Source organism: Mycobacterium sp. URHB0021 (genome assembly GCF_054057895.1).
The window spans coordinates 4,657,495-4,682,024 of the sequence record NZ_JBSRZT010000002.1 but is presented as its reverse complement, the minus strand read 5'-3'; the positions used below and the strand labels follow the sequence as shown (position 1 = coordinate 4,682,024).

Sequence of the window (24,530 nt, the reverse complement as noted above, 5' to 3'; positions counted from 1 at the left end):
CCGCTACGCCGCCGGTGGCGCGCCGCCGGGCGGGGTTTCGCCGGCAACAGGAGCGTCGAGGGGAGCGCCGCACTGCAGTGTGCCGTACAGGGGGTCGTCCTTGACGTGGAACAGTCTCGGCGCGATGAATTGATCGGCCTGCGCGACGATCTGGTCATCGACCAGGATCTCACAGTGCAGGTTCGATCCGTACGGCCATTCGATGGAGACCTCCATGCCCGCCAGCTTCGGGTTGGCCAGCACCGTGTTCACCTCGAATGTGCTGCCCGGCAGCAGCGTCGGCTGATCGCTGTTGACGTTCTGGTCGTCGATCTTGTAGGCCACCACCGCTCCGCGGGACGTGCCGTCTGCACGGGCCCGGTAGGTGATGTTGTGCAGCAACCCGTCGCCCCCGGGCGCCGGTGCGACATCGGTCTGCGGGCCGGGGTCCGGTTCGGCGAGTGCAGAGGCCGGAATGACCTGCGCGCCGGCCACGAACAGCGCAACCGCCGCGATCACCGGCCAACCGCGCTTGATGCAGCTCATGACAGCCGACATTACAACCCTCACCTGGTGAAACGCACATCCGCGGCCGCCTGCAGGTATTTCCATCATCAAGATCATCGAGGTGATGCACTCGATCGTTACCGGTACTGCTGCTCACGACGGCTGGCAGCGTGGGCACCAAAGGGATGTGCGGCCGCCGATCCGGCTACGTCTCAACCGTGTGCCGCATCGTGGGCAGCCGGGGTCCGGATCGTCTCGCACCCGGGTCACCCAGCGCGGGAGCCCCGGCACGCGGGCGTGCCGCACCGCGGTGCGCAACACGCGCTTCATGGCGTTGTGAAGCCGGCGCACATCGCTCTCGTCGAGGTCTCCCAGGCGCCGCGCGGGGTGAAGCCGGGCCCGCCAACAGATCTCGTCGGTGAGCAGGTTGCCAAGCCCGGAGACCACCGATTGATCCATCAGGGTGGGCTTGAGCGAACCGCGGCGGTTGTCCAGCGCGCGGCGCAGTGTCCGCAGATCGATGTCGAGGGCATCCGGGCCCTGCTCGCCCACTACGGCGTCGACCGCCTCGTCGTCGTCCGCCAGCCAGACGCCGCGTAGCTTTCGCAGGTCGGCGTAGTGAAGTTCGCCGCTGTCGAGGGCGAGCACGAGCCGGTCGTGGCGGTTGCTGTCGCCATAGGCCGAGTAGTACGGGTGGCCCGTCATGCCGCTGTGGACCAGAAGCGTGGGCCCATCGGTCGGCAGGATGAGCCACTTTCCGTGCCGCCTCGGTTCGCCGAAGCGGTGGTCGGCCAGCTTGCGAGCCAAGGCCCGCGCTGTCGTGTTGCGCAGCACCCCCGCGTCGAGCACGTCGACCTCACGGATGCGGCGCCCCGGCAGCATCCGAGCCAGCTCACGGCGAAAACCCTCGACGTCGGGCGGCTCAGGCACGGATCTTGGCCAGCCGTTCGGTCGGAGCGGTCAGTGACCGGGCACGCCGGGCCATGTCGGCCCACGGGTCGCCGTGTTCGGCGAGCCGTTTGGGCACATCGCGGATGGTGAACAAGTCGGCGCGCAGGCCGCGGCGGCCCAGCTCGTCCCACGCGAGCGGGGTGGCCACCGGTGCGCCGCGCCGCGCCCGCACGGCATAGGGCGCAACCGCGGTCTGGGCGTACGCGTTCCGCATGACGTCCAGGTACACCCGATCGCCACGCTTTGCCTTGCGCATCTCGACCGTGCGATGGTCCGGGTCGTCAGCGGCCACCACATCGGCAACCTCGCGGGCGAACTGACGTACGGTGTCGAAATCGGTGTCCTCCTTGATCGGGGTCACGACGTGGAGACCGCGCGATCCGGTGGTCTGGACGTACGTCACCAGGCCGAGATCGTCCAGCACCGCGGCCACCGAGCGCGCCGTCGCCTTCACCACCGCGAAGTCGCTGCTGGACGGGTCGAGGTCGAAGATGATGCGGTCCGGTGTGTGCAGTCGGTCGCGCCGGGACAACCATGCATGCACGGTGACGCAGTTCTGGTTGGCGAGCCATCGCAGGGCGTCCCGGCGGTCCGCAGTCGGGTGTACGACGGTGCCGTCGTCCTTGTCGACCTCCGCGCGGCCCATCCAGTCGGGGAGCGAATCCGCAAAATCCTGCTGGACGAACCCCTTCTGGTCGATTCCCCGCGGGTAACGCCACAGCGTCAGCGGGCGGTGCTTCAGGTGCGGCACCATCACCTCGCCGATCTGGGTATAGTACTCCACCAGATCGGCCTTGGTGATGCCGTCGGCCGGGAACATCACCCGGTCGGGATGCGTGATCTCGACGGCGGGCATCAGCGCGTCTCCCTCACCACTTCGTCGGGGCTCTTGTCGGGGCGTAGCCCCAGGTAGCGTGGGTGGCGCAGCTTGCCGTCGCGGGTCCATTCGCTGAACGCCACCTGCGCCACCGTTGTCGGACGAACCCAGTGCGCGCCAGGCACTCTGGTCTGGGTGACCGGCGGAGTGTTCTGTTCGGTGCTGGACAACCGTCTGTGCAGGCTGCGGAGAGTCGCGGTGTCGAAGCCCGTGCCGACCTTGCCCGCGTAAATCATCTGGTCGCCGTCGTGATAGCCGAGGAGGAGTGCGCCGAGCCCGACCCTGCTGCCTTTCGGGGCGGTGTAGCCCACGATGACGAACTCCTGGTCGCGGCTGCACTTGAATTTGAGCCAGTTCCGCGAACGCCGACTCTCGTATGCGGCGTCCGCCAGTTTGGCGATCACCCCCTCGTCGCCGCGTTTGCAGGCCGCCGCGAAGGCGGCCTCGCCGTCTTTGACCCGGTGGGACGTGTACCGCAGCGGATCAATGAACTGAAAGGTTTTGCGCAACAGTCGTTTGCGCGAAAGCAGCGGAACGTCGACGGTGGTTTTGCCGTCGAGGTGCATGATGTCGAACAGGTAATAGAAGACTGGGACGCCCGATTCGCGGGCCTGGTCGGGGTCGGTGATGCCCAGCCGCCCCTGCAGGCGGGCAAAGCTGGTACGCCGGCCCTCGAATGCCACGATCTCGCCGTCGACGACGAAGTTCGAGCTCTTCTGTGCGGCGAGAGCATCGACCACTTCGGGATACGTTTCGTTGAGGGGCTGACGATTGCGTGACAGCAGCCGCACCCGTCGATCGTCGCGGAACGCCAGGCAGCGCACCCCGTCGAGCTTGCGCTCGTAGATCCAGCCGGGGTCGGAGAACCGCTCATCGGTCAGCGTGGCAAGAGTGGGGGAGTGCCAGTCGGGCACCGGATCGGTCACGAGCGTTCGCCGAGCGTGCGCCCGTAGAGCACGCCGTCGAACTCGAGCCGGAAGTCGTGATGGTCGCTGCTCGCCTCGTGATGCTGGACTTCGGCCGGCGCTCCGCGGCGCTGACCCGTTCGTTGCCGTCCCGGCGGCTCCGGGCTGCGCCCGGCCGGAGTCCTCTCGCGATACCTGCCCAGCGTCACGTCGAGGGCATACCCGCGCCGTGGCGGGACTATGCCCCGCGCCAGGTCAGCGTCATGCCGAGCCCGGCAAGCCACCGGTCGAGGTCGTAGTCGTGCCTGGACAGCCCATCGACTGTGGTCACCGACGTCTGGACGGCCCGCACGCCGGTCTCGGCGGTGAGCAGCCCGTGCCGGACGGCGGTAAGCAGCTCGCCGACGTCGAGCAGTTCCACCCCGGCGCCGGTCCGAACGACCAGATCGAGGTAATGGTCCTCGGAATGCCACGCCGCCGGGCCGGGCGTGTACCGGCCGATGTCGAGGTAATAGTCCTGGTCGAGCTCGTAGCCGGGATTGAAGTGAAACACCGTCGCCCGTAGTCCCAGCGACGGCAGCAGCCAGGACTCCAGGTAGTGGAACTGGGCCCGGCCCGGCGTCGGCCGCGCCAGGTAGAGGCCCCACGGCTCGACGGTGTAGACGTCGACGGCCCGCACGATGCCCTTCGGGTCGGTGTTGGTCCGGCCGACCAGGTCGAACGTCTCGTTCTTGGGAGCGTGGATGCGGTCAAGAATAGTGTGCGGGAATCGATGATGTCGGTACCAGGTTCTACCCTGGTGAATATGGCTTTTGCTACCGAACACCCCGTACTCGCGCATTCGGAGTACCGCGCGGTCGATGACATTGTCAGGGCGGGCGGGCGCTTCGAGGTGGTCAGCGAGTATGACCCGGCCGGCGACCAGCCGGCCGCCATCGAAGAACTCGAGCGGCGGATTCAGTCGGGGGAGCGCGACGTCGTGTTGCTGGGGGCGACCGGTACCGGCAAGTCGGCGACCACGGCATGGCTGATCGAGCGGCTGCAACGGCCGACGCTGGTGATGGCGCCGAACAAGACGCTGGCTGCCCAGCTCGCCAATGAGCTGCGAGAAATGTTGCCGCACAACGCCGTTGAGTATTTCGTCTCGTACTACGACTACTACCAGCCCGAGGCGTACATCGCACAGACCGACACCTACATCGAGAAGGACAGTTCGATCAACGACGACGTGGAGCGGCTGAGGCACTCCGCGACATCGAGCCTGCTGTCGCGTCGCGACGTGGTGGTGGTGGCGTCGGTGTCCTGCATCTACGGCCTCGGCACACCGCAGTCCTACCTGGACCGGTCGGTCGAGCTCAACGTCGGCGACGAGGTGCCCCGGGATGGGCTGCTGCGCCTGCTGGTCGATGTGCAGTACACCCGCAACGACATGGCCTTCACCCGTGGCTCGTTCCGGGTGCGCGGCGATACGGTCGAGATCATCCCGTCGTATGAGGAACTCGCCGTGCGGATCGAGTACTTCGGTGACGAGATCGAGGCCCTCTATTACATGCATCCGCTGACCGGCGACGTGGTGCGCAAGGTCGACTCGCTTCGGGTGTTCCCGGCGACGCACTACGTGGCCGGCCCGGAACGGATGGCGCACGCCATTTCGACCATCGAGGCCGAACTCGAGGAGCGGCTGGCCGAATTGGAAGGGCAGGGCAAGCTGCTCGAGGCGCAGCGGCTCCGCATGCGTACCAACTACGACGTCGAGATGATGCGCCAGGTCGGCTTCTGCTCGGGCATCGAGAACTACTCACGGCACATCGACGCCCGGCCCGCCGGGTCGGCGCCCGCGACGCTGCTCGACTACTTCCCCGAGGACTTCCTGCTGGTCATCGACGAGTCGCATGTGACCGTGCCACAGATCGGCGGCATGTACGAGGGCGACATGTCCCGCAAGCGCAACCTGGTCGACTTCGGGTTCCGGCTGCCGTCGGCCGTCGACAACCGGCCGCTGACCTGGGAGGAGTTCGCCGACCGGATCGGGCAGACGGTGTACCTGTCGGCGACGCCCGGCCCGTACGAGCTCAGCCAGTCCAGCGGTGAGTTCGTCGAGCAGGTCATTCGGCCGACCGGCCTGGTCGACCCGCAGGTGGTCGTCAAGCCGACCAAGGGCCAGATCGACGACCTGATCGGAGAGATCCGGAAGCGCACCGAGCGCGACGAGCGGGTGCTGGTCACGACGCTGACCAAGAAGATGGCCGAAGACCTGACGGACTACCTGCTGGAGCTGGGCATCCGGGTGCGCTACCTGCATTCCGAGGTCGACACGCTGCGCCGGGTAGAGCTGCTGCGACAGCTGCGGCTGGGCGAATACGACGTGCTGGTCGGCATCAACTTGCTGCGTGAGGGCCTCGACCTGCCGGAGGTCTCGTTGGTGTCCATCCTCGACGCCGACAAGGAGGGCTTTTTGCGGTCTGCGCGCAGCCTGATTCAGACCATCGGGCGCGCGGCGCGAAATGTGTCCGGCGAGGTGCACATGTATGCCGACAAGATCACCGATTCGATGCGCGAAGCCATCGACGAGACCGATCGCCGTCGGGCCAAGCAGATCGCCTACAACGAGGAACACGGCATCGACCCGACGCCGCTACGCAAGAAGATCGCTGACATTCTCGACCAGGTGTACCGGGAAGCCGACGACACCGAGGCTGTCGAGGTCGGGGGATCCGGGCGGAATGCATCGCGGGGGCGCCGCGCCCAGGGTGAACCGGGCCGCGCCGTCAGCGCGGGCGTGTACGAGGGCCGTGACACCTCCAACATGCCGAGGGCCGAGCTCGCCGACCTGATCAAGGACCTCACCGCACAGATGATGGCGGCCGCGCGGGACCTCCAGTTCGAGCTGGCCGCCCGGATCCGCGACGAGATCGCGGATCTGAAGAAGGAGCTCCGGGGCATGGACGCCGCGGGCCTGAAATAACTCTTTGCGGCGAACACTTGATCTCAAGTGTGGTTGAGCTCTTAGCGTGGTCGCCATGACGCAGATCGGCGCGGTGGTGCGCGGCGGGTGGCGGGACCTCCTCGGCCCCAAGAACCTCGGCGCGTCCACCGTGCTTGCCGGCGGCGTCGCGCTGTATGCGACCAACGAGTTCCTCACGATCAGCCTGCTGCCCAGCGCCGTCGCGGAAATCGGCGGTCAGCCCCTGTACGCGTGGGTCACCACCGTGTACCTGGTCGCCTCGGTGGCTGCGGCCACGACCGTGAGCGCCACCTTGGCGCGGGTGGGACCGCGGTGGGCCTACCTTGCGGGACTGGGTGTGTTCGGACTGGGCAGTCTGCTCTGCGCGGTGGCCCCAACAATGGAGTTCCTGTTGGCAGGCCGCATCGTCCAGGGCGCCGCCGGCGGTCTGCTCGCGGGGCTCGGCTACGCAGTGATCAATTCCGCGCTGCCGCAGTCCTTATGGACCAAGGCCTCCGCGCTCGTGTCGGCGATGTGGGGGGTCGGTACGCTGCTGGGCCCGGCCGCCGGCGGCTTCTTCGCACAATTCGGTTCGTGGCGTTGGGCATTCGGTGTGCTCGTCGCCCTGGCAGCGGGCATCGCGGTGCTGGTTCCGTTCGCGCTTCCAGGCCGCGCCGCGGGCGCCGCGATCGTGCGGGACCGGATCCCGGTGTGGTCGCTACTGTTGCTCGGTTCAGCGGCGTTGGCGGTCAGCGTCGCCGGCATCACGCGAAATGTGTGGTGGACGGCAGCCCTGCTCGCGGCGGGTGCAGGTTTGGTGGCGTTGTTCTTGTTGGTCGATCGCCGGACGGTGGCCGCCGTATTGCCTCCCTCGGTCTTTCGGCCGGGCCCGCTCAAGTGGATCTATCTCACCCTCGGCATGCTGATGGCCGCCACCATGGTCGACCTGTATGTGCCGCTGTTCGGACAGCGACTCGCACATCTGGTGCCCGTCGCCGCAGGCTTCCTGGGGGTGGCGCTCGCCATCGGCTGGACGATCAGCGAGATCGCGAGCGCATCGGTGACCCGACCGCAGGCGATCGTGCGGATCGTGGCCGTCGCGCCGTTGGTGATGGCCGTCGGCCTGGCGATTGCAGCGTTCAGTCAAGTCCAGGATGCGTCGGCCGGTCTGATCGCGATCTGGGCGATCGCCCTCATGGTCACCGGCATCGGCGTCGGGATGGCGTGGCCGCACCTGTCGGCATGGGCGATGGGCTGCGTCGACGACCGCGCCGAGGGCGGTCGGGCGGCGGCGGCGATCAACACGGTGCAGTTGATGTTCGGTGCGTTCGGCGCCGGCCTGGCCGGTGTGGTGGTCAATATGACCGAATCCGGTGACGCGGCGCCGGCGCGCTGGCTGTTCGCGACCTTCGCCGTGCTGGCCGCTTCCGGCGCGGTCGCGTCGTTCAGGTCAGGCGTTGTCGGCTCGGACTCCGGTCGTCAGACATCCTGAGCGCCGTCATCGCGGCGACGGCGCCCGCGGCGGCGGCAAGTGCGATGGACCAGAGCAACGTCGCGTCGAAGTCGTAGCACTGCAACAGGACCAGCACGATGAGCACGGTGAGCGCCGGCATCAGGAGTCGTACCGCCATCGCCGCTTCGCCCGATCCCGGTAAGCGCGAGTTCGCCTCGGCGACAGCGATGTACACCATAAGCAGTAACAGTGGCGCCACAAAGACCAGCTTCGACCCGGCTCCGCCCCAATCCTGGGTCACGACGATGACGAGCAGAGACAACAAGGATGCGGCTCCGATGGTGGCGGCGCCGATATCTTGCCGGTGAGTTATCTGCTGCGTGAGCCGGGCCGCGACGCGTACCGCCGCGAGCGTGATCGCGAGCAACGCGGCGGATCCCAGCGCCAGTGACCCGGACACCAGCCAACAGCTGCCGGCACTGTCGAAGAAGTCGGCGTTCAACAGCACTATCCACGACTCGTCGAACTCACCCGATCGCTCAGTGTGGTGACAGCCTCGATGCCCAGCAAGGCCAGTCCGAGGGTGGTGAGCAGGGCCGCGGTCGCCAGTGGCGGCTGCGACGTCATCGCGGCGTCCACGGATTGCGACACGCTTCCGGCCGCGGCGCGGGCCGCGATCGCCAGCGCGATGTAGAAGTACACCAGCACACCGGCGACCCCGACGACCGCGGCGATGCACACCACGATCCACGTCCGGCAGAAGTAGGTCAGCGCGGCCGCGAGGATCACCGCGGCGACCGAACATGCCGGCCACCACGAACCGGCGTGCACCGCATCCACGTCCCGCGTGAACCACAGCGGTACGGCCAGCCCGACGCCCTCCGCGAAGCCGGCACCCAACAACAGGCATCCGACAAGCTGCAACAGTCCGACGAAAATCCCTGCGCGCATGCCGAGTACCTGTGCCACGAGGTCGGACGTCGTGTCGGCCGACGGCGCGTGACGGTGCAACCTGCCGAACGCCCACACCATCGGGGCCAGCACCGCCGCGGCCGCCAGGGCACCCGGGCCACGGGTGGCTGCGACGCCGGCGGCCGCCAGCGACATACCGGCCGCCAGCCACGTCGGCAGCGCCACGAAGCGGCCGGCGTCCCCGAACATCGGGAGGCCGTCGGTCATTTTCTTCGGCACGACTAGCAGGGTGTCACACCTGCCGACATCCAGTGACCGCTACGAGAAGCGGACGTCGGACAGGTCGATCGAGACCATGAGTTCCTCGGCGATGGGTCTGCCGTCCTCACCACAGCGGTACGCCCGCCGCCTGGTCGGTACGAGGATGCCGTCAGCTTCGATCAGTTGCGAAACGTACTGGATCGCCGAGAATCCGCCGGCGACATCGACCCGGTAGTCGTGTCGCGCCAGGAGCAGATCGGGCCCGAAGTAGAACTCCTGAATCGTGCTGTGGCTGGCGAACTCCCGCGGGAACAGCACCCGTAGGCCCCGCAACCTCACCCCGTTGTCCTCGAACGGCTCGAGCTCTTCGACGGTAATTCCGGGCAGCGCGAGCAGGAATGGGCTCGTCAGGTACGTCCACAACGCATACCCGTTGAAGTAGGCCCGCTGCAAGGGATCCCACGGCGTGGCGAGTTCATGTCCGGCGAACGAATCGCGTGGGTTCAGCCGCTCCGCGACCACGCCGCCGTCGAGCTTCAGGATTGCCACCCGTTGCGGGGTGAAGTCCGTCTTCTGATCGTCCGCGCCGAACGCACGGACCGACGACCACTCGTGACGCAGCGCCGCGGTCATCCGCCGGGGTGTCGGATCCTGTGGTTGGCCCTTCAGTTCGAACAGCAGGCCACCGCTGACGATCGTTGCGTCGACTGCGCTGAACCGCTGCCAGCGGTCGAAGCCGCCGTGCGCGTCGAGCGCGGCAGTCAGCAGATTTGGTGGCATGGAACCTCACAGGACGGGTATCAGGCGCCGCAGAATCGTAGCCGAGGTTGCGGCCGCCTGGTCGACGAACGTGGTGAAGTCGAACAGCGCGCCGCCGCCGGCAAGGTCGGACAGCGCCCGGATGACGAGCCAGGGAATTCCGAATGCTTCACATACCTGCGCGACCGCGCCACCTTCCATCTCGATCGCCTGGCCGCCGAGCTCGTTCCGCAGCCGGTCGCGCGTCGTCCCGCAGTTCAGGTATTGGTCGCCGGACAGCACTGTGCCATAGACGATTTCACCCGGAACGACCATTCCGTCGAGCCTATCCCTCACCCGGGCGAGCAGATCAGGGTCGGCGAGGTAGCCCAGCCGATCCGTGGGATTGATGATCGGGGCGTGTCCGGGTTGATAGACCCGCACGCGCTCGTCTTCCAACACCCCGGCGTCGTGTTGGATCACCCGATCGGCCACCACGATGTCTCCGATCGCGAGCGCCGGATCGAGTCCGCCGGCAACACCCGAGAAAGCGATTGCGCGGCAACCGAATCGGTCGGCCAGCAACGTGGTGACGAGCGCAGCGTTGACCTTTCCCATTCCGGAGCCGGCCAGCACGACATCGTGGCCGTCTACCGTGCCGGTGACGAATTCGGTGTGCGCCGCCCGCTCGGTGTGGGTGTGCGCCAGTACTGCGCGCAGAGCGTCGAGCTCCTGGGGGATGGCACAGATCAGCCCGATGGTCACGGTGCCAGTGTTGCGCATCGGAGGACTAGAGGCCATGAACCGTCTTGATGATCTCAGCCGCGCGTTCACCGATGACCATGCACGGTGCCATGGTGTTTCCCGTCGTGATGCGCGGCATGATCGAGCCGTCGGCAATCCGAAGACCCTCGATGCCGTACACGCTCAGGCTGCCGTCGACGACGGACATCCGGTCGGTGCCCATTTTCGCGGTGCTGCTCTGATGCCAGTAGGTCTCGGTGGCGTCGCGCACATAGTTCTCCAGATCGTTGCCGCGTAGATCGCCGGGCGCGACTGCACGCTTGACCAACGGCCGGAACGCATGCGAGCTGGCGACCTCCCGGCAGAGTTCCACCGCGGCGATGGCCGCCTTCACATCGTCGGGATGAGCCAGCAGGTTCGCGTCGACGGCGACAGGATCCTTTGGATACGGGCCGGTGAGGCGGACACGACCGCGACTCTTAGGCCTGGCCACGCCCGCACACATCGTGAAGGCACGCTCGGGGATGTCGAAATCGGATCTGGTCCGCTCGTTCGCGAACGGTGCCTCGATAAGGCACATGTGAATGTCGGGGGTGTCGAGGGCCGGATCGCTCTTCCAGAAGAACGTCGCCTCGGAACCGTTGTTGCGTAGCGGCATCGGTTCGACCAACTCCCAGAGGCAGGGAACAAGCGCGTGGTCCTGGTAATTGTGTCCGACACCGGGTAGGTGCGCGGTCACATGGATGCCGAACCTGCGCAGTTCCATGGCGTCGCCGATGCCGGACTGCATCAGCACCTTCGGGGTGTGAATGGCGCCGAGCGACACGATCACTTCGGAACCCGCGCGAACCCGGTGGTTGGTGTTGCCGATGCGGAACTCGACCCCACTCACCCGGGTTTCGTCGAAGGTCAGCCGGGTCACCAGGGCACCGGTCAGCACAGTCAGGTTCGGTCGGTCAAGACGGGGCGCCACGTACGCACGGAACGCGGACTGCCGCCGCCCGTTTCGAACGCGGATGTCCTGAATGGCCACCCCGCCATGGCTCTCCATCATGGGACCGTTGTTGCTGTCGTAGCGTGGGATGCCGATGCTCTCGGCACCATCGACGATCGCCAGAGCGAGGGGGTTGGGGTCGGGCGCGGGCTGGACGTAGGCTGGGCCTCCGACGCCGCGGTACCGCGGATCGGGTGTGCCGTGCCAGTCCTCGATCCTTCGGTAGATGTCCAGTACCGCCTCGTAACTCCACGCCTTGTCCTCGGCCTCGGCGGCGAAGAAATCCCAGTCGTTCTGGTGGCCGCGGGCCCAGCACATGACGTTGATGCTGGAGCCGCCGCCGAGCACCTTGCCCATCGACAACGGGATCACCCGTCCGTTGAGGTGCGGGTTGGGCTGCGCGACGAAGCTCCAGTCGCGTTCGCTGCCGAGGTTGGCAGGCCAGCCGGCGGCGTCCATCACCTCCGGGACATCGTCGGTGCCACCTGCCTCCACCAGCAGCACGCTGACGTCGGGGTTCTCAGCGAGGCGCGCAGCCGCCACCGAGCCCGATGAACCGGCGCCGCATACGACGAAGTCGTACCGCGGTGCGATTTGATCGTTGAGCATGGTTCAGACTCGCGGGCGGCGCTTGTCCCTGTCTTTACGGCTGCCGCCAAACTGTGGTTCCTGCCACCGGTAACCCCGCAGGAAACGGTGGCCCAGGCGCGTTACAGCGCGTGCTCGGCCCGCAGGACCTCGGCTGCCCGTTCACCGATGACCACGCACGGCGCCATGGTGTTTCCGGTGGCGATGCGCGGCATGATCGAGGCGTCGGCGATGCGCAGGCGTTCCATCCCATAGACCTTGAGGTCACCGTCGACGACCGCCATCCCGTCGCGGCCCATCTTCGCCGTTCCCGACGAATGCCAGTACGTCTCGGTCGCGTCGCGGACGAAGTGCTCCAATTCGGTACCCGTCAGGTTGCCGGACATGATGTCGCGGTTCACGAACGGCCGCAGCGGCGCCGCGTCGGCCATCTGGCGACAGAATTCGATCGCGGCGACGGCGGCCGTCATGTCGTCGGGGTGGGCCAGCATGTTGGTCTCAATCTCCACCGGATCTCCGGGATTGGGGCCGGTGAGGCGAAGCCGGCCCCGACTCTTCGGTTGCACCAGGCCTACGCACATCGTCCAACCGTGCTCCGGCACGCCGAACCTGGCGACGGCCTCGGCGCTGGCCAGTGGAAACTCCGCGACGCAGACCTGGACATCGGGACTGACGACAGCGGGATTGGTCGTGAAGAAGAACGTCACCTCGCCGCCGCTGTTCTGAGCGGCCAGCGGTTCCGGGCTCTCCCACACGCAATTGATCCGCGGATGGTCCTGGTGATTCGCCCCGACGCCGGGCAGATGCTGGACCATCGGGATGCCCAGCTTCTGCAGGTCGGCGGCGTCGCCGATGCCCGACTGCATCAGCAGCTTCGGAGTGTTGATTGCGCCGAGCGAGACCACGACCTCAGAGCCCGCCGCCACCATGTGCGAAGAACCTCGTTGGAAAAGCTCGACTCCCGTGACGCGGTTGGCGTCGAGGGTCAACTTGGTGACCAGCGCACCGGTGAGCACCGTCAGGTTCGGCTGATTCCGTTTGGGCCACACGTAGGACCGGTAGACCGACTGCCGTTTACCGTGCCGGATGCGCTGGTCCATGATGGACGCGCCACCGGCAGCCTCCATCATTGCGCCGTTGTGGCTGTCGAATGCCGGAAGCCCGACGGCCACAGCCGCATCCACAACGGCGGGAGCGAGCGGGCAGGGGTTTTGCGCGGGTTGCACGGACACCGGGCCGCCCGTTCCGCGATGGTCCGGATTGGGGCTGCCGTGCCAGTCTTCGATCCGCCGGTAGATGTTCAGCACCGACTCATAGCTCCACGACTTGTCACCGGCCTCGGCGGCGAAGTAATCCCAGCCGCTCTTGTGACCACGCGACCAGGCCATGACGTTGATGCTCGATCCTCCGCCGAGCACCTTTCCCATCGACAGGGAAACCGTCCGGCCGTTGAGGTGTGGGTTGGGCATCGCCTCGAAACCCCAGTCGCGTTCGCTGCCGAGATTCATCGGCCACCGAATCGGCTCCATCACCTCGGGCACGTCGTCGTTTCCACCGGCTTCCAGCAACAGCACAGAGACATCGGAGTTCTCGGCGAGCCGTGCGGCGACCACCGATCCCGACGAACCAGATCCACAGACGATGAAGTCGTACTGGGGGGCAACGGGAGAATCAGGCAACGTATTCTCGATTCGCTTGGTGGACTTCGCGTTCCAACAACAATTGCCGTTGGAACTCGGTGAGTCGTTGGCGCTGGCGCCAAAGTGACCTACCGGCTAGCGGTAAGCGGCCCGCACGATTTCGGCCGCCCGCTCGCCGATGACGACACAGGGCGCCATCGTGTTTCCGGCGGTGATCCGCGGCATGATCGAACCGTCGGCGATCCACAGTCCTGCACCTTGAGGTTGCTGTCGATGACCGCCATCTCGTCACGGCCCACGTTGCCGGACATGACCTCGATGGCGGCTTTCATGTCGTCGGGGTCGGGGCCCGTGAGCCGAACTCGCCCCCGGCTCTCGGGCTGCACCACGCTGCCGCACATCGTGAATCCGTACTCCGGCAGGCCGAACCCCGCCGCGGCTTCTTCGCTTGCCAACGGGATTTCCGCAACGCAGGTCTGGAGATCGGGGGTCGCGGTCGACGCTCGACGCCGATCGCGTGACGCGCGCCGGTGAGGCACGTCGTGGCACTGGTCGCCAACGAGCTGAGCGGCCTCCAGGCACTGGTGTCGCACACGGCCCGGGCACCGGCTTTTCGGTCGAGTTCGCCCGCCGGCTGCGCCTGCGCGGGCTACTCGACGCGGGGGAAGTGTTGACGATGCAGGGTGCCGAATTACGCGCGCGGATCGAAGATCTCACCGACGCACTGGCGTATGTGCGGTGGCGGGGCGTGTCTGATGATGACGCCGCCGAGGTGGCCGCGGTCGCGGCATCGATTCGCAAGGCGGTGCGGTCGGCCGGTTTGTTTCCCGGCGGGGCGTTGCCCGCGCTACGGCGAGCACCGCTGACCAACCCTTCAGTCGGAGTCATCGTCGAGCTGGCGGATCGCGGTCACCCCCGCGATCCCGGCCAGCACCGTCGCGGCGGTGAGAATTCCTCTGCCCGAGAGCGTCAGCAGTACGCCCGAGGTCCCGCCGGTGCTGTGCTCGCCCGGAGTGTCGGCGGCGAGATCGGTGAGCTGCCACTGGCGCCGATCGCACGCCTGCAATACGGCGCTCATGACGCCGCGACCCTCCTCGTAGGTGAGGTGCATCGTCACCGATCCGCTGAGTCGGGCTGAGAGCCACCTCGCCAGGGGCATGAAGCCGACGATGATCAGGAAATGCATCGCCGTCACCGTGACGGCGAGCAGAAGCAGGCCCGCACCCGCCGCCATCCCGATGGCCGCGGATTCCCAGACCGCGGCGGCGGTGGTCAATCCGTGCACGGAGCCGCGTCGGAAGATGATGATGCCCGCACCGAGAAAGCCGATTCCCGACACGATTTGGGCCGCCACACGCGACGGGTCGACGACCACCAGACCGTCGACCAGCACGTCGGTGAATCCGTATTTGCTGACGAGCAGAATCAGCGCGGCAGCCGTTCCGACGATGGTCTGGGTGCGCACGCCGGCACTCTTGCCCTGGATCTCGCGCTCCAGGCCGATCAGCGCGGTCAGTCCGAAGGCCACGAACAGTTCGACGATCTGACGGGTGCCCTGTCCCGGACCGCCGAAAAACGGCGGATCGGCCAGCCAGAGATCCATGCGGACAAATTAGCCCGCGGACGTGTGCGATGAGTTTCGCCGCGCCGTGAAGTCCCTATCTGCGAGGCCTGTTCGATCGAGGAGTGATGCCCATGTCCGCGTATCCCGATGTCGCCACCCGTGACCAGTGGCTCGCCGCCCGCAAGAAGTTGCTCGCCCGCGAGCGCGAGGCCACCCACCTGCGGGACGCCGTGAACGCCGAGCGGCGCCGGCTGCCCATGGTGAAGGTGGACAAGGACTATGTATTCGAGGGGCCGTCCGGTGAGCTCCGGCTGGCGGACATGTTCGAGGGGCGTGACCAGCTGTACATCCACCACTTCATGTGGGTCGATGCGACGGATCGGGGCTGCCCGAGTTGCACGGCCGCCGCCGACCTGACCTTCACCGAACAGGACCGCGCACTCCTGCACGCGAAGGGAGTCACGCTCGCCTGTGTGTCGCGCGCGCCGTATGCCGCCATTGCGCGATATCGCGAGGAGCACGGCTGGACGTTCCCGTGGTATTCGTCGCGGGACAACGATTTCAGCTACGACTACCACGTCACACTCGACGCCGGTCGTGCGCCGATCGAGTACAACTACAAGTCACTCGACGAGCTGCACGCCGACGGGTGGACGGACGACGACCTGCGTGGGGACTGGCCGGGCGTGAGCGTGTTCCTGCGTCGCGGCGACGAGGTATTCCACACCTACTCGGCGTTCGCACGCGGCCTGGACCACGCCGCGCCGGGGTATCCGTACCTCGACATGACGCCGTATGGACGGCAGGAGCCGTGGGAGGATTCGCCCGCGGGCTGGCCACAGGAAAGCGTTGCCGCCGGAGTGCCGTCCGGCGGGTGACGATGTCGGTTCCGACGGTCGGGCGGTGCCCACCCTTGGTCAACCCTCGTCGGGCACCACCGATCTGCCGTCCCAACGCTTGATACCGGGGACGACGACGTCGAGTAACTCGAGAGCCCGCGACACGGTGTGGTCGACGACGTCCTCCAGCGAGCGCGGCAGCGTGTAGAACGCCGGAACGGGCGGCATGACGATCGCGCCGGTGTTCGTCGGCCTGGCCATCAGATCGATGTGACCGGCATGCAGGGGTGTCTCGCGCAGCAGCAGAACGACGCGACGCCGTTCCTTCAGGCACACGTCGGCCGCACGCACGACCAGCATGCCGAGCGTGACGAACGACCCCGACGACACCGCCGCACCGATGTCCCGGGGATGGTGGTGGTGATCGGCGAGCGCACGCACCTAGACGCGCGTGTAGTCGGTCTCGTGCGCGATGGTCCGCTGGGCTGATGACGTGAGGATGACGTGGGTCTCGACGTCGTCGACCTTCCCCAGCTACTCCAGCGTGCGGATGCCGTAGATTGCGCCCGGCGCCCCGGTGATCGCGACAATGATGCGTTTCATCTGTCGGCCTCCCGGCCGAATCGTGCTGCCGCGGACGCGATCACCGCGATGGCATGATTCTCGTCATCGCTTGGCTCGCCCGCGGCGCCGTGACCTATCACGGCCTGCATGGCCGATGCTGCGCGTTCCTCGGCGTTTCCCTGTGCGGCCGGGGCGGCGAGGTGGGCAACGAAGTCGGCCAGCTCGTCGAGCTCGATCATCTCGGCATCGAGTTCGATCGCCTTGATCCGATCACGCAGCGCCGACGTCGTCGCGTCCGGTGCCGGCGGGGGGCCGTCCTTGAGCCGCGTCCGAACTTTTCTCAAGGGGACGACCACGTCGTCCTGCCACTGTCTGGTACGGGCACTGGCCGCCTCGAACTCTCGGCTGGTGAACGACATGCCCATTACCGCGCCGACGAAGGCCGCCAGCAGAAGCACGTTGACGTCGACACCGCGCCGATCCTGCAGCAGAACCGACGCTGGCGCGACACCTTCACCGGCGTACACGTCAAGCACGTACCGCTGGAAGGCGTCTCGTGGGCCGGTCATCGAATTCCGTGCGGTAGGGGGCTCTCGCCTCGAATGATGCGGCACGGTAGATCTTGAGTTTGCTGACCACTTGTCACCTCGGAAAGTATGGGGATCACACCGTGCCTCTCTGGATTTTCGCGAGTTCCTCGATGCCTTGCGCGCCAACGGGGAGCTCATTCAGGTCGACCGTGCTGTCGACCTCGAACTCGTGGTCGCCAAGGGGATGCGCAAGACGTGCACGGACAACGGTACTGCGTTCCCGTTGGTCGGCCGGGGTGTACAACTCGCGTGCGAAGTGCCTTGATCGCCTATGGCTGCGACGAATCCAACGTGGTGCGGCACATTCTGGACGGGCTGGGAAACGGATTCGGCCCGTGGTCGTCGACCCGGACGACGGCGGGCCTTACATCACCCCGGGGATTGTCGTGAGCCACGACCCGGATACCGGCGTCCCCGATATCGGTCACTACCGTCTCAAGATCATCGACAAGCACACCATGTCGTTTCTGGCAATGCCCAACCACCGCTGCGGGAAGAATCTGTCGAAAGCGATTGCGCGGGCTCTGTGCTAGACGGTGGGGTCCGCGAGTTCCGGATGTGCTTCGATGAGCTCGAGTTCATGGGAGACGTCCAGGGATCGGGTGACCAGGACGTAGACGAGCCCGGACACCAGCAGGCCCACCGCGAACGCGATATCGACTTCGCCCATCGCTGCGGCGGCCGGTCCGACGAAGAACGGCAGCACCACGAACGGGATCTCGGCGGCGATGCCGGCGAGAAACGCGGTCAGACCGCGCCAGGACCACGCACCATAGATTCCGTTGGGCGTGAACAGGTCTGTAATCGCGTAGTGACCGCGCCGGACGAAGAAGAAGTCCGTCAGGTTGACCGCGGTCCACGGCACCAGCAGAAGAGCATGATCAGCAGGGTCGTGTTCAGCGCTGTGGTGGCGTTGGACAGCAGCAGGCTCATCACGAACCAAGCGACGGCGAGCACCACGATCGTGACGACCCGGAGGCTGCGAGTCGGATTGACGGGCCGAAACGAGTCCAGGGCCGTTACCACGGTGAGCATTCCGCTATAGGCGTTGAGCCCCATCGTCGCCACCAACACCAGGGTCGAGACGATCGCCAGTACGGCGCCCAGGTAGGAGACGGCGGCGTTACCCGTCTCGTTGATGCCTGCGAGAGCGTCGCTGGCACCCAGGTAAGTCGCCATCCAGGCGCCGAGCGGGATCAGCCACGCCGGGGAGCCTGCCGCCCCGACGAACACCGAAGCGATGATCGCCGCCGGCTTCGTGTGGCGCGGTAGGTAACGGCTGTAATCCGACACGTACGGCGCATAGGTGATGTTGTAGGACGCCGCGACGCCGAACTGCGCAAGAAACGCCACCCAGGTGAACCCGCCGGGCGCGGCGGGCCCTCCGGTGACCCCGCCGAACAGCACGCTGCCGGTCAGGATGAGCCACAGCGGCAGCGAAACCCAGAACAGAACGCGGAACGACCTGTGCAGCAGGTCGTATCCGAAGATCGCCAGCGACGCCGCGATGACGGTGATGACCGCGGCCACCACGACGGGGTTCCAGCCGAAGATCGACTGGAGGCCGGACTTGATGATGACGACATCGACCACGTTGAACCCGACGAACGTGAACAGCGTGCCGATCAGCGGCAGCAGCACACCGCGGAAGCCGAACTGGGCCCTGGACTGAATCATCTGGGGCAGGCCGAGCACCGGGCCCTGGGTCGCGTGAAACGCCATGAAGAGCGTCCCGAATGCGACACCGGCGATGCCGGCGACGATGCTCCACCACAGCGACAGCCCCAGGCTGGGGCCGACGAAGCCAAGGGCGAGCGTGAACGGCTGGAAATTGCCGACGAACCAGAACGGCCCCTGGTGGCTCACCTTTCCGTGGCGCTCTGTGTCCGGGACGTAGTCGATGGACCTGGTCTCGATCAGGCCGGATGCTGCTGATTCCACCGACACACCATGCGCCGTCCGGCGATGCCGCACCAGGGCCCACATGTCCAACCCGGCGATTGGCAATAGACAGATTGTCGAGCGCCTCATCGGCGGGGCGTTCCCGTAGCCTTCGACCATGACCCGCATCGCCTGCTGCCAGATTGCTCCGACCATCGGCGACATGGCGGCCAACGCCGAGCTTATCGAGTCGCAGATCCGCGACGCGGTGCGAGCGGGCGCCGACGTCATCGTGCTGCCCGAACTCGCCACGTCGGGTTACATGTTCTCCGATGCGGCCGAAGCGCGAGGGCTCGCGCTCACGACTGCCGACCAGGTATTCACCAATTGGTCTGCAGCCGTGGGTAGTTCAATTGTAGTCTGCGGGTTCTGCGAGCTCGGCCTCGACAACAGGCTCTACAACAGTGCGGTGATGGTCGATGCCGACGGGGTGATGGCGCACTACCGCAAGACCCATCTGTGGGATCACGAGAAGCTGATCTTCACCGCGGGCGACGTGTTGCCGCCCGTGGTCCAGACCGAGTACGGCGACATCGCGGTGATGATCTGTTACGACATCGAATTCGGCGAACTCACGCGGCGGGTGGCGCTCGATGGGGCTGAGCTGATCGCCGCGCCCGTCAACTGGCCGCTGTTCCCGCGACCCGAAGGCGAACGTCCCGGTGAGGTCATCACGGCGATGTCCACGGCTCGCACCAACAAGATCGCCGTTGCGTGCTGCGACCGGACCGGAGAAGAGCGGGGTCAGCGCTGGACCGAGGGCACCGCCGTCGTCGATCCCGATGGGTGGGTGGTGGCCTCCGCGGGTGCAGGCACGAGCATGGCGATCGCCGACGTCGACCTGTCCGCCACCCATGACAAGACGCTCACCGAACACGTCGATTTGTTCGCCGACCGCCGCACCGACCTCTACTGACGCTGCAGCGACATCGAAGATCTCGCGGCAGTGGCGGTTACGGCGAAATGTTCACCACCGCGAGTTGGTTGCGGTTGCCCGCCCGCTGAGGAACCCGTTGCATTCAGCAGATCATGGCTTACCTGCAAGCAGTCCCGCGGCGAACCGCAGATCCGAGACCAGGGCGTCGAAGGCTTCTTCCCGACGTTCGGACGGCCCACGCAGCACGGCCGACGGGTGGGTGGACACCACGACCGCCGGATCGAACTCCGATTGCGCGATCTCCTCGCCGGCGGGCAGGCGGAGTTTTTCGCCGCGATGGGCGGTGAGCCGAAACGAGCTGCCCATCAATGCCTTTGCTGCCGTCGCGCCCAGAAGCACCACCACGTCGGGCTCCACTGCGGCCAATTCTGCGAGAAGCCACGGTCGGCACGCCACCACCTCGGTTCGGCTGGGCGTCTTGTGGATGCGCCGTTTGCCGCGCTCGGGCAGGGTGAACTTGAAGTGCTTGACGGCGTTCGTGACATACACCCGATCACGGTCGATCCCGGCGGCGGCGAGCGCCTTGTCGAGCAACCTGCCCGCGGGTCCGACGAACGGCCTCCCGGCCTTGTCCTCCTGATCACCGGGCTGTTCGCCGACCAGGACCATGTCGGCATCGGGCGCTCCAGCGCCGAACACCACCTGGGTGGCATCGAGATACAGGTTGCAGCCCTTGCAGCTCTGGGCGGCCGTCGCCATCTCGTCGAGATCACGGGTGTCGGGGACGAAGTCCGCTGCGGTATCGGCTGCCATGCCGCCCGGGTACCCCGACCGGTGGGCTTCACCACCTGACGGACGCGTCTGGTTGCGGTGCGGAGGGCTCGGGTGGGCGACGGTGCGATCGCGCCACTGCCGGGCAAAGTTGACGTGGATCACTCCAGCAACGCCGGTGCGACGCGGGCGATGCGGCCATCGCCCGGGTCGCTTCGCTCACTGCACGCGCACCCTGACATCGTCCCCCGCTACCATCGGTGCCGGTAGAACCGGATTTGTTTTCGGGGGGGCACACGTACGGGTGTCGTCAAATGAACTCTTGTTCACCTGCGACGGGTTACTGTCTCGGGTGGCGTTGCACCTGACACTGGGAGGGTATGGATGAGCGGTTATCGCACCGTGGTGGTCGGTACGGACGGATCGGATTCGTCGTTGCGTGCCGTGGACCGCGCCGGTCAGATCGCCTCCGGGACGGGCGCCAAGGTTGTGGTGGCGACCGCGTACTTCCCTCAGGGCGAAGATCAGCGCGCCGCCGACGTCCTCAAGGACGAGGGTTACAAGATGGCCGGCAACGCGCCGATTTACGCGATCCTGCGCGAAGCCAAGGAACGCGCGAAGGCGGCGGGGGCAAACGATATCGAGGAGAAGGCGGTCGTCGGCGCTCCCGTTGACGCGCTCGTCGATCTCGCCGAAGAAGTCAATGCGGATCTGCTCGTCGTCGGCAATGTGGGTCTGAGCACCATTGCCGGGCGCCTGCTCGGATCGGTGCCCGCCAACGTGGCACGCCGGTCCAAGACCGACGTGTTGATCGTCCACACGACGCCGTAATCGACCGGGCGGAAACGGCCCGAAATCGCCGACCCTTCCCGGGATCCCGTGCCACACTTTGGCCAACGGGAAGGGCGCTCATGACAGCCACAGTCCGCAGAACCGGCATCGCTCCGCGCAACAACGGCTCCCCACCTCCCGATGTCGCGCTCACCGACATCAATATCGGAACTCTCGAGTTCTGGGCCTTGGACGACGACGCCCGCGATGGTGCATTCGCGACATTGCGGCGAGAATCGCCGATCACGTTCTTCGAGGCGCCGGAGTTGGCCGGCTTTCCGGCGGGCGCCGGGCACTGGGCGTTGACCACCTTGGATGACGTTCGGCATGCCAGCCGGCATCCGGAGATCTTCAGCTCCAGCCCGACCAGCACTTCGCTCAACGATATGCCCGTGGAAGTCGCCGAGTTCTTTGGTTCGATGATCACCCTTGACGACCCCCGCCACCTCCGCCTGCGGACGATCGTCAACCGCGCTTTCACCCCCAAGGTGGTGGCGCGGATCGAGGACAGTGTGCGGGACCGCGCGCGCCGGCTGGTCACCGAGATGATCGCCAATCACCCTGACGGCACTGCGGAGTTCGTCGAGGAGATCGCGGGGTCGCTACCGCTGCAGATCATCTGCGACATGATGGGCATCCCGGAGGAGGACGAGCACAAGGTCTTTCACTGGACGACGGTGATCATGGGCACCGGGGATGAGGAGGCTTCGGGTGACTTCGACGAGATCGTCAAGGCCTCAACGGAACTCGCTGAGTACGGCGTAAATCTGGCCGAACAGCGCCGGGCCCGGCCCACCGATGACCTGACGACGAACCTGGTGCAGGCCGAACTGGACGGTGAGCGCCTGACGTCGCCGGAGATTGCGTCGTTCTTCATTCTGCTGACGGCCGCGGGCAACGAAACCACGCGAAACGCGATGAGCCACGGCATGGTTGCGCTCAGCCGCTACCCCGAGCAACGCCAGAAGTGGTGGAGCGACTTCGAGGGTTTGGCGGGTACCGCCGTCGAGGAAGTCGTGCGGTGGGCGTCGCCGATAATCTTCATGCGGCGCAACCTGACCCGAGACATCGAGATGCGCGGCATCGAGATGAGGGCCGGCGACAAGATATCGATGTGGTACAACTCCGCAAACCGCGACGAGGAGAAGTTCGACAACCCGTGGCTGTTCGACGTGACCCGCGATCCCAATCCGCACATCGGCTACGGCGCGGGCGGTGCCCATTTCTGTCTCGGCGCGAACCTCGCCCGCCGCGAGATCAGGGTGCTGTACGAGGAGCTGCACACCCAGATACCCGACATCGTCGCAACCGAGGAACCCGCGATCCTGCGGTCGGCGTTCGTACACGGCATCAAGCGACTGCCGGTCGCCTGGACTCCACGCTAGATCACGACGCCGAGGCCTTGGCGATCTCCGCTATCGCGGCATCCAAGGTGGCGTTGAACTCCTCGTCGCTCTGCTGCGCGGTGAGCCCCTCGGTGAGCGCCCGGGAGAAGCTTGCGATGACGCCGCGGTTACGGGACAGCTTCTCGCAGGCCTCGTCGCGGCTGTAACCGCCGGAGAGTGCCACCACCCGCACCACTTTGGGATGGTCGACGAGTTCCCGGTAAAGGTTCTCGGTGTCGGGCAACGTCAGCTTCACCATCACGGCCTGATCGCCGGGCAGGGCGTTGACGCCGTCGAGCAGGGCCGCCTTCAGCTGGTCCTCGGCCTCGGCCTTGCGCGGACTGTGGATGTCGACTTCCGGCTCGATGATCGGCACCAGTCCGGCGGCCAGGATCTGCCTGCCGATCTCGAACTGCTGCGCCACGACCGCGTCCAGGCCTACGCCCGGGAGCTTGATGACCGAGCGCATCTTGGTGCCGAACACGCCGTTGTCGCGGGCCCGTGCCAGCAGGTCGTCGAGCCCGGGGATGGGCTTCATCACCTGCGCACCGTCCGCCTCGTCGGCCAGACCCTTGTCCACCTTGAGGAACGGCACGACGTGCTTCACGTTCCACAGATAGTCCGCGGTGGGGCGGCCCTCGATCGTGCGGTCCATGGTGTCCTCGAAGAGGATTGCGCCCATGATGCGGTCCCCACCGAAGGCCGGGCTGGTGATGATGCGGGAGCGCATCTGGTGCACCAGATCGAACATCGCCGCATCGCCCGAGTAGCAGTCCTCGGGGATGCCGTAGAGCTTCAGCGCCTTGGGGGTGCTGCCGCCGCTCTGGTCCAACGCCGCGATGAAACCGGCGCCGCTCTTGGCCTTGGTGTACTGGTCCTCGTTCATGCCCGTCTCCTTGTCAATCGCACGCCAACCGGGTAAGCCCTACCAGCCGCGTTCGCGCCACTCGGCGAGATTGGGCCGTTCCGTGCCCAGTGTCGTGTCGTCGCCGTGCCCCGGATAGACGACGGTCGAATCGTCGTAGACGTCGAACACCCGGCTGGTCACGTCGCCCAGCAGCTGCTCGAAATCTTCTTTTTTCCCGGTTTTGCCGACACCGCCGGGGAACAGGCAGTCGCCGGTGAACAGGTGGGTGACCTCGTCGGCGCCGCCCAGCGCGAGGGCCACCGACCCGGGCGTGTGGCCGCGCAGGTGGATGACGTCGAACGACAGGTTCCCGACCTGGATGCTGTCGCCGTTGGCGAGAATCCGCTCGGGTTTGATCGACAAGGGTTCGGCGTCGAGTTCATGGGCGGCCGTCGGCACGCCGGTGGCTTCGGCCACCTCGGACAGCGCGATCCAGTGGTCCCGATGCTGATGGCTGGTGACGATGAGGGACAGCTTCGGGGCGAACCGCTCAATCAGATCCAGGATGATGTCGGCGTCGTTGGCGGCGTCGATGAGTAGCGTTTCGCCGGTCTGGGAACACGTCACGAGGTAGGCGTTGTTGTCCATCGGGCCCACCGAAACCTTGACGATCGAGGCGCCCGGCAGGGTGCGCCGGGCCGCGGTTCGGGGTTCTAGGTGTCCCGTATAGGTGTCGCTGACGTCTGTCATGGTGCTCACGTTATCCCCACGCAAGCGGGGGGCCCCAGACTCACGCGCTCAAGCGGCCGCGAGGTTGTCGGTGGGGGC

25 protein-coding genes and 3 pseudogenes are annotated in these 24,530 nt (G+C 66.4%); 8 read left to right on the top strand and 20 right to left on the bottom strand.

Annotation, left to right across the window (positions count from 1 at the left end; genetic code table 11):
• Positions 1–3: 3 nt before the first annotated feature.
• From ACVWWN_RS25365 to ACVWWN_RS25340, 6 genes are all read right to left on the bottom strand, one after another.
• Entirely contained in the window at positions 4–525 is a 522-nt protein-coding gene (locus ACVWWN_RS25365; RefSeq protein WP_457146305.1) for a hypothetical protein, read from the bottom strand.
• Between the two features lie 114 nt (positions 526–639).
• The gene (locus ACVWWN_RS25360; protein WP_457146304.1) at positions 640–1,416 is read right to left on the bottom strand and encodes an Fpg/Nei family DNA glycosylase; all 777 of its coding nucleotides are present in this window, start codon (positions 1,414–1,416) and stop codon (positions 640–642) included.
• Positions 1,409–2,293 (bottom strand): non-homologous end-joining DNA ligase, encoded by an 885-nt coding sequence (gene ligD / locus ACVWWN_RS25355; RefSeq protein ID WP_457146303.1) that lies wholly within the window; start codon positions 2,291–2,293, stop codon positions 1,409–1,411. The genes ACVWWN_RS25360 and ligD (ACVWWN_RS25355) overlap by 8 nt, the downstream gene beginning before the upstream one ends.
• Entirely contained in the window at positions 2,293–3,240 is a 948-nt protein-coding gene (gene ligD / locus ACVWWN_RS25350) for a non-homologous end-joining DNA ligase (RefSeq protein ID WP_457146302.1), read from the bottom strand. Before ligD (ACVWWN_RS25350) ends, ligD (ACVWWN_RS25355) begins: the two co-directional genes overlap by 1 nt.
• A complete protein-coding gene (locus tag ACVWWN_RS25345; RefSeq protein ID WP_457146301.1) occupies positions 3,237–3,428 on the bottom strand; it encodes a hypothetical protein in 192 nt (63 codons plus the stop codon). Before ACVWWN_RS25345 ends, ligD (ACVWWN_RS25350) begins: the two co-directional genes overlap by 4 nt.
• Positions 3,429–3,457: 29 nt before the next feature.
• Positions 3,458–3,934 (bottom strand): DUF402 domain-containing protein, encoded by a 477-nt coding sequence (locus tag ACVWWN_RS25340; RefSeq protein ID WP_457149273.1) that lies wholly within the window; start codon positions 3,932–3,934, stop codon positions 3,458–3,460.
• A 90-nt stretch (positions 3,935–4,024) separates the two neighbouring features.
• Between ACVWWN_RS25340 and uvrB the strand changes: the two genes are divergently transcribed.
• The gene (gene uvrB, locus ACVWWN_RS25335) at positions 4,025–6,184 is read left to right on the top strand and encodes an excinuclease ABC subunit UvrB (protein ID WP_457146300.1); all 2,160 of its coding nucleotides are present in this window, start codon (positions 4,025–4,027) and stop codon (positions 6,182–6,184) included.
• A 55-nt stretch (positions 6,185–6,239) separates the two neighbouring features.
• Positions 6,240–7,655: an MFS transporter gene (locus ACVWWN_RS25330; protein WP_457146299.1), complete on the top strand. Its 1,416-nt coding sequence runs from the start codon at positions 6,240–6,242 to the stop codon at positions 7,653–7,655.
• On the opposite strand, the gene ACVWWN_RS25325 is transcribed toward ACVWWN_RS25330, so the two are convergent.
• The 7 genes and pseudogenes from ACVWWN_RS25325 to ACVWWN_RS25295 form a co-directional block, all read right to left on the bottom strand.
• Positions 7,609–8,124, bottom strand: coding sequence for a hypothetical protein (locus tag ACVWWN_RS25325; RefSeq protein WP_457146298.1), 516 nt, complete (start codon positions 8,122–8,124; stop codon positions 7,609–7,611). The two genes, ACVWWN_RS25330 and ACVWWN_RS25325, sit on opposite strands and share 47 nt — an antisense overlap.
• The gene (locus ACVWWN_RS25320) at positions 8,124–8,807 is read right to left on the bottom strand and encodes a hypothetical protein (RefSeq protein ID WP_457146297.1); all 684 of its coding nucleotides are present in this window, start codon (positions 8,805–8,807) and stop codon (positions 8,124–8,126) included. Before ACVWWN_RS25320 ends, ACVWWN_RS25325 begins: the two co-directional genes overlap by 1 nt.
• Positions 8,808–8,846: 39 nt before the next feature.
• Positions 8,847–9,569 carry a hypothetical protein gene (locus ACVWWN_RS25315; RefSeq protein WP_457146296.1) on the bottom strand — a complete coding sequence of 241 codons (723 nt, stop codon included), beginning with the start codon at positions 9,567–9,569 and terminating at the stop codon, positions 8,847–8,849.
• Positions 9,570–9,575: 6 nt separating this feature from the next.
• Positions 9,576–10,310: a 5'-methylthioadenosine/adenosylhomocysteine nucleosidase gene (locus ACVWWN_RS25310; protein ID WP_457146295.1), complete on the bottom strand. Its 735-nt coding sequence runs from the start codon at positions 10,308–10,310 to the stop codon at positions 9,576–9,578.
• A 7-nt stretch (positions 10,311–10,317) separates the two neighbouring features.
• Positions 10,318–11,874, bottom strand: a complete 1,557-nt coding sequence (locus tag ACVWWN_RS25305) for a GMC family oxidoreductase (protein WP_457146294.1) — start codon at positions 11,872–11,874, stop codon at positions 10,318–10,320.
• Positions 11,875–11,975: 101 nt separating this feature from the next.
• Positions 11,976–13,532, bottom strand: a complete 1,557-nt coding sequence (locus ACVWWN_RS25300) for a GMC family oxidoreductase (protein WP_457146293.1) — start codon at positions 13,530–13,532, stop codon at positions 11,976–11,978.
• Positions 13,533–13,628: 96 nt separating this feature from the next.
• A pseudogene (locus ACVWWN_RS25295) lies at positions 13,629–13,984 on the bottom strand (GMC oxidoreductase); the annotation flags it as partial.
• 26 nt (positions 13,985–14,010) lie between these two features.
• Here ACVWWN_RS25295 and ACVWWN_RS25290 point away from each other — a divergent pair.
• Positions 14,011–14,310, top strand: a pseudogene (locus ACVWWN_RS25290) (helix-turn-helix domain-containing protein); the annotation flags it as partial.
• A 57-nt stretch (positions 14,311–14,367) separates the two neighbouring features.
• On the opposite strand, the gene ACVWWN_RS25285 reads toward ACVWWN_RS25290, so the two are convergent.
• Positions 14,368–15,096 carry an MgtC/SapB family protein gene (locus ACVWWN_RS25285; RefSeq protein WP_457146292.1) on the bottom strand — a complete coding sequence of 243 codons (729 nt, stop codon included), beginning with the start codon at positions 15,094–15,096 and terminating at the stop codon, positions 14,368–14,370.
• A 92-nt stretch (positions 15,097–15,188) separates the two neighbouring features.
• On the opposite strand from ACVWWN_RS25285, the gene ACVWWN_RS25280 reads away from it, so the two are divergent.
• Positions 15,189–15,935, top strand: a complete 747-nt coding sequence (locus ACVWWN_RS25280) for a DUF899 domain-containing protein (RefSeq protein WP_457146291.1) — start codon at positions 15,189–15,191, stop codon at positions 15,933–15,935.
• A 39-nt stretch (positions 15,936–15,974) separates the two neighbouring features.
• On the opposite strand, the gene ACVWWN_RS25275 is transcribed toward ACVWWN_RS25280, so the two are convergent.
• Together ACVWWN_RS25275 and ACVWWN_RS25270 are read right to left on the bottom strand one after the other, a co-directional pair.
• The gene (locus ACVWWN_RS25275; RefSeq protein WP_457146290.1) at positions 15,975–16,337 is read right to left on the bottom strand and encodes a flavoprotein; all 363 of its coding nucleotides are present in this window, start codon (positions 16,335–16,337) and stop codon (positions 15,975–15,977) included.
• Positions 16,338–16,495: 158 nt separating this feature from the next.
• On the bottom strand, positions 16,496–17,029 hold the full coding sequence (locus tag ACVWWN_RS25270; protein ID WP_457146289.1) for a TIGR02444 family protein: 534 nt from the start codon (positions 17,027–17,029) through the stop codon (positions 16,496–16,498).
• Between the two features lie 356 nt (positions 17,030–17,385).
• Between ACVWWN_RS25270 and ACVWWN_RS25265 the strand changes: the two genes are divergently transcribed.
• Positions 17,386–17,583 (top strand): UbiD family decarboxylase domain-containing protein, encoded by a 198-nt coding sequence (locus tag ACVWWN_RS25265; RefSeq protein ID WP_457146288.1) that lies wholly within the window; start codon positions 17,386–17,388, stop codon positions 17,581–17,583.
• On the opposite strand, the pseudogene ACVWWN_RS25260 reads toward ACVWWN_RS25265, so the two are convergent.
• Positions 17,580–19,036 (bottom strand): annotated as a pseudogene (locus tag ACVWWN_RS25260) (purine-cytosine permease family protein). The gene ACVWWN_RS25265 and the pseudogene ACVWWN_RS25260 overlap by 4 nt on opposite strands.
• A 73-nt stretch (positions 19,037–19,109) precedes the next feature.
• Here ACVWWN_RS25260 and ACVWWN_RS25255 point away from each other — a divergent pair.
• Positions 19,110–19,907: a nitrilase-related carbon-nitrogen hydrolase gene (locus ACVWWN_RS25255; protein WP_457146287.1), complete on the top strand. Its 798-nt coding sequence runs from the start codon at positions 19,110–19,112 to the stop codon at positions 19,905–19,907.
• A gap of 111 nt (positions 19,908–20,018) precedes the next feature.
• Here ACVWWN_RS25255 and ACVWWN_RS25250 read toward each other — a convergent pair whose 3' ends face one another.
• Positions 20,019–20,681 (bottom strand): UdgX family uracil-DNA binding protein, encoded by a 663-nt coding sequence (locus ACVWWN_RS25250; RefSeq protein WP_457146286.1) that lies wholly within the window; start codon positions 20,679–20,681, stop codon positions 20,019–20,021.
• Between the two features lie 342 nt (positions 20,682–21,023).
• On the opposite strand from ACVWWN_RS25250, the gene ACVWWN_RS25245 reads away from it, so the two are divergent.
• Complete coding sequence (locus ACVWWN_RS25245; protein ID WP_457146285.1) at positions 21,024–21,470, top strand: universal stress protein; 447 nt, start codon at positions 21,024–21,026, stop codon at positions 21,468–21,470.
• Positions 21,471–21,550: 80 nt separating this feature from the next.
• Positions 21,551–22,855 (top strand): cytochrome P450, encoded by a 1,305-nt coding sequence (locus ACVWWN_RS25240; protein WP_457146284.1) that lies wholly within the window; start codon positions 21,551–21,553, stop codon positions 22,853–22,855.
• 1 nt (position 22,856) lies between these two features.
• On the opposite strand, the gene ACVWWN_RS25235 is transcribed toward ACVWWN_RS25240, so the two are convergent.
• Entirely contained in the window at positions 22,857–23,741 is an 885-nt protein-coding gene (locus ACVWWN_RS25235) for a fructose bisphosphate aldolase (RefSeq protein WP_457146283.1), read from the bottom strand.
• 39 nt (positions 23,742–23,780) lie between these two features.
• The gene (locus ACVWWN_RS25230) at positions 23,781–24,452 is read right to left on the bottom strand and encodes an MBL fold metallo-hydrolase (protein ID WP_457146282.1); all 672 of its coding nucleotides are present in this window, start codon (positions 24,450–24,452) and stop codon (positions 23,781–23,783) included.
• Between the last annotated feature and the right edge of the window lie 78 nt (positions 24,453–24,530).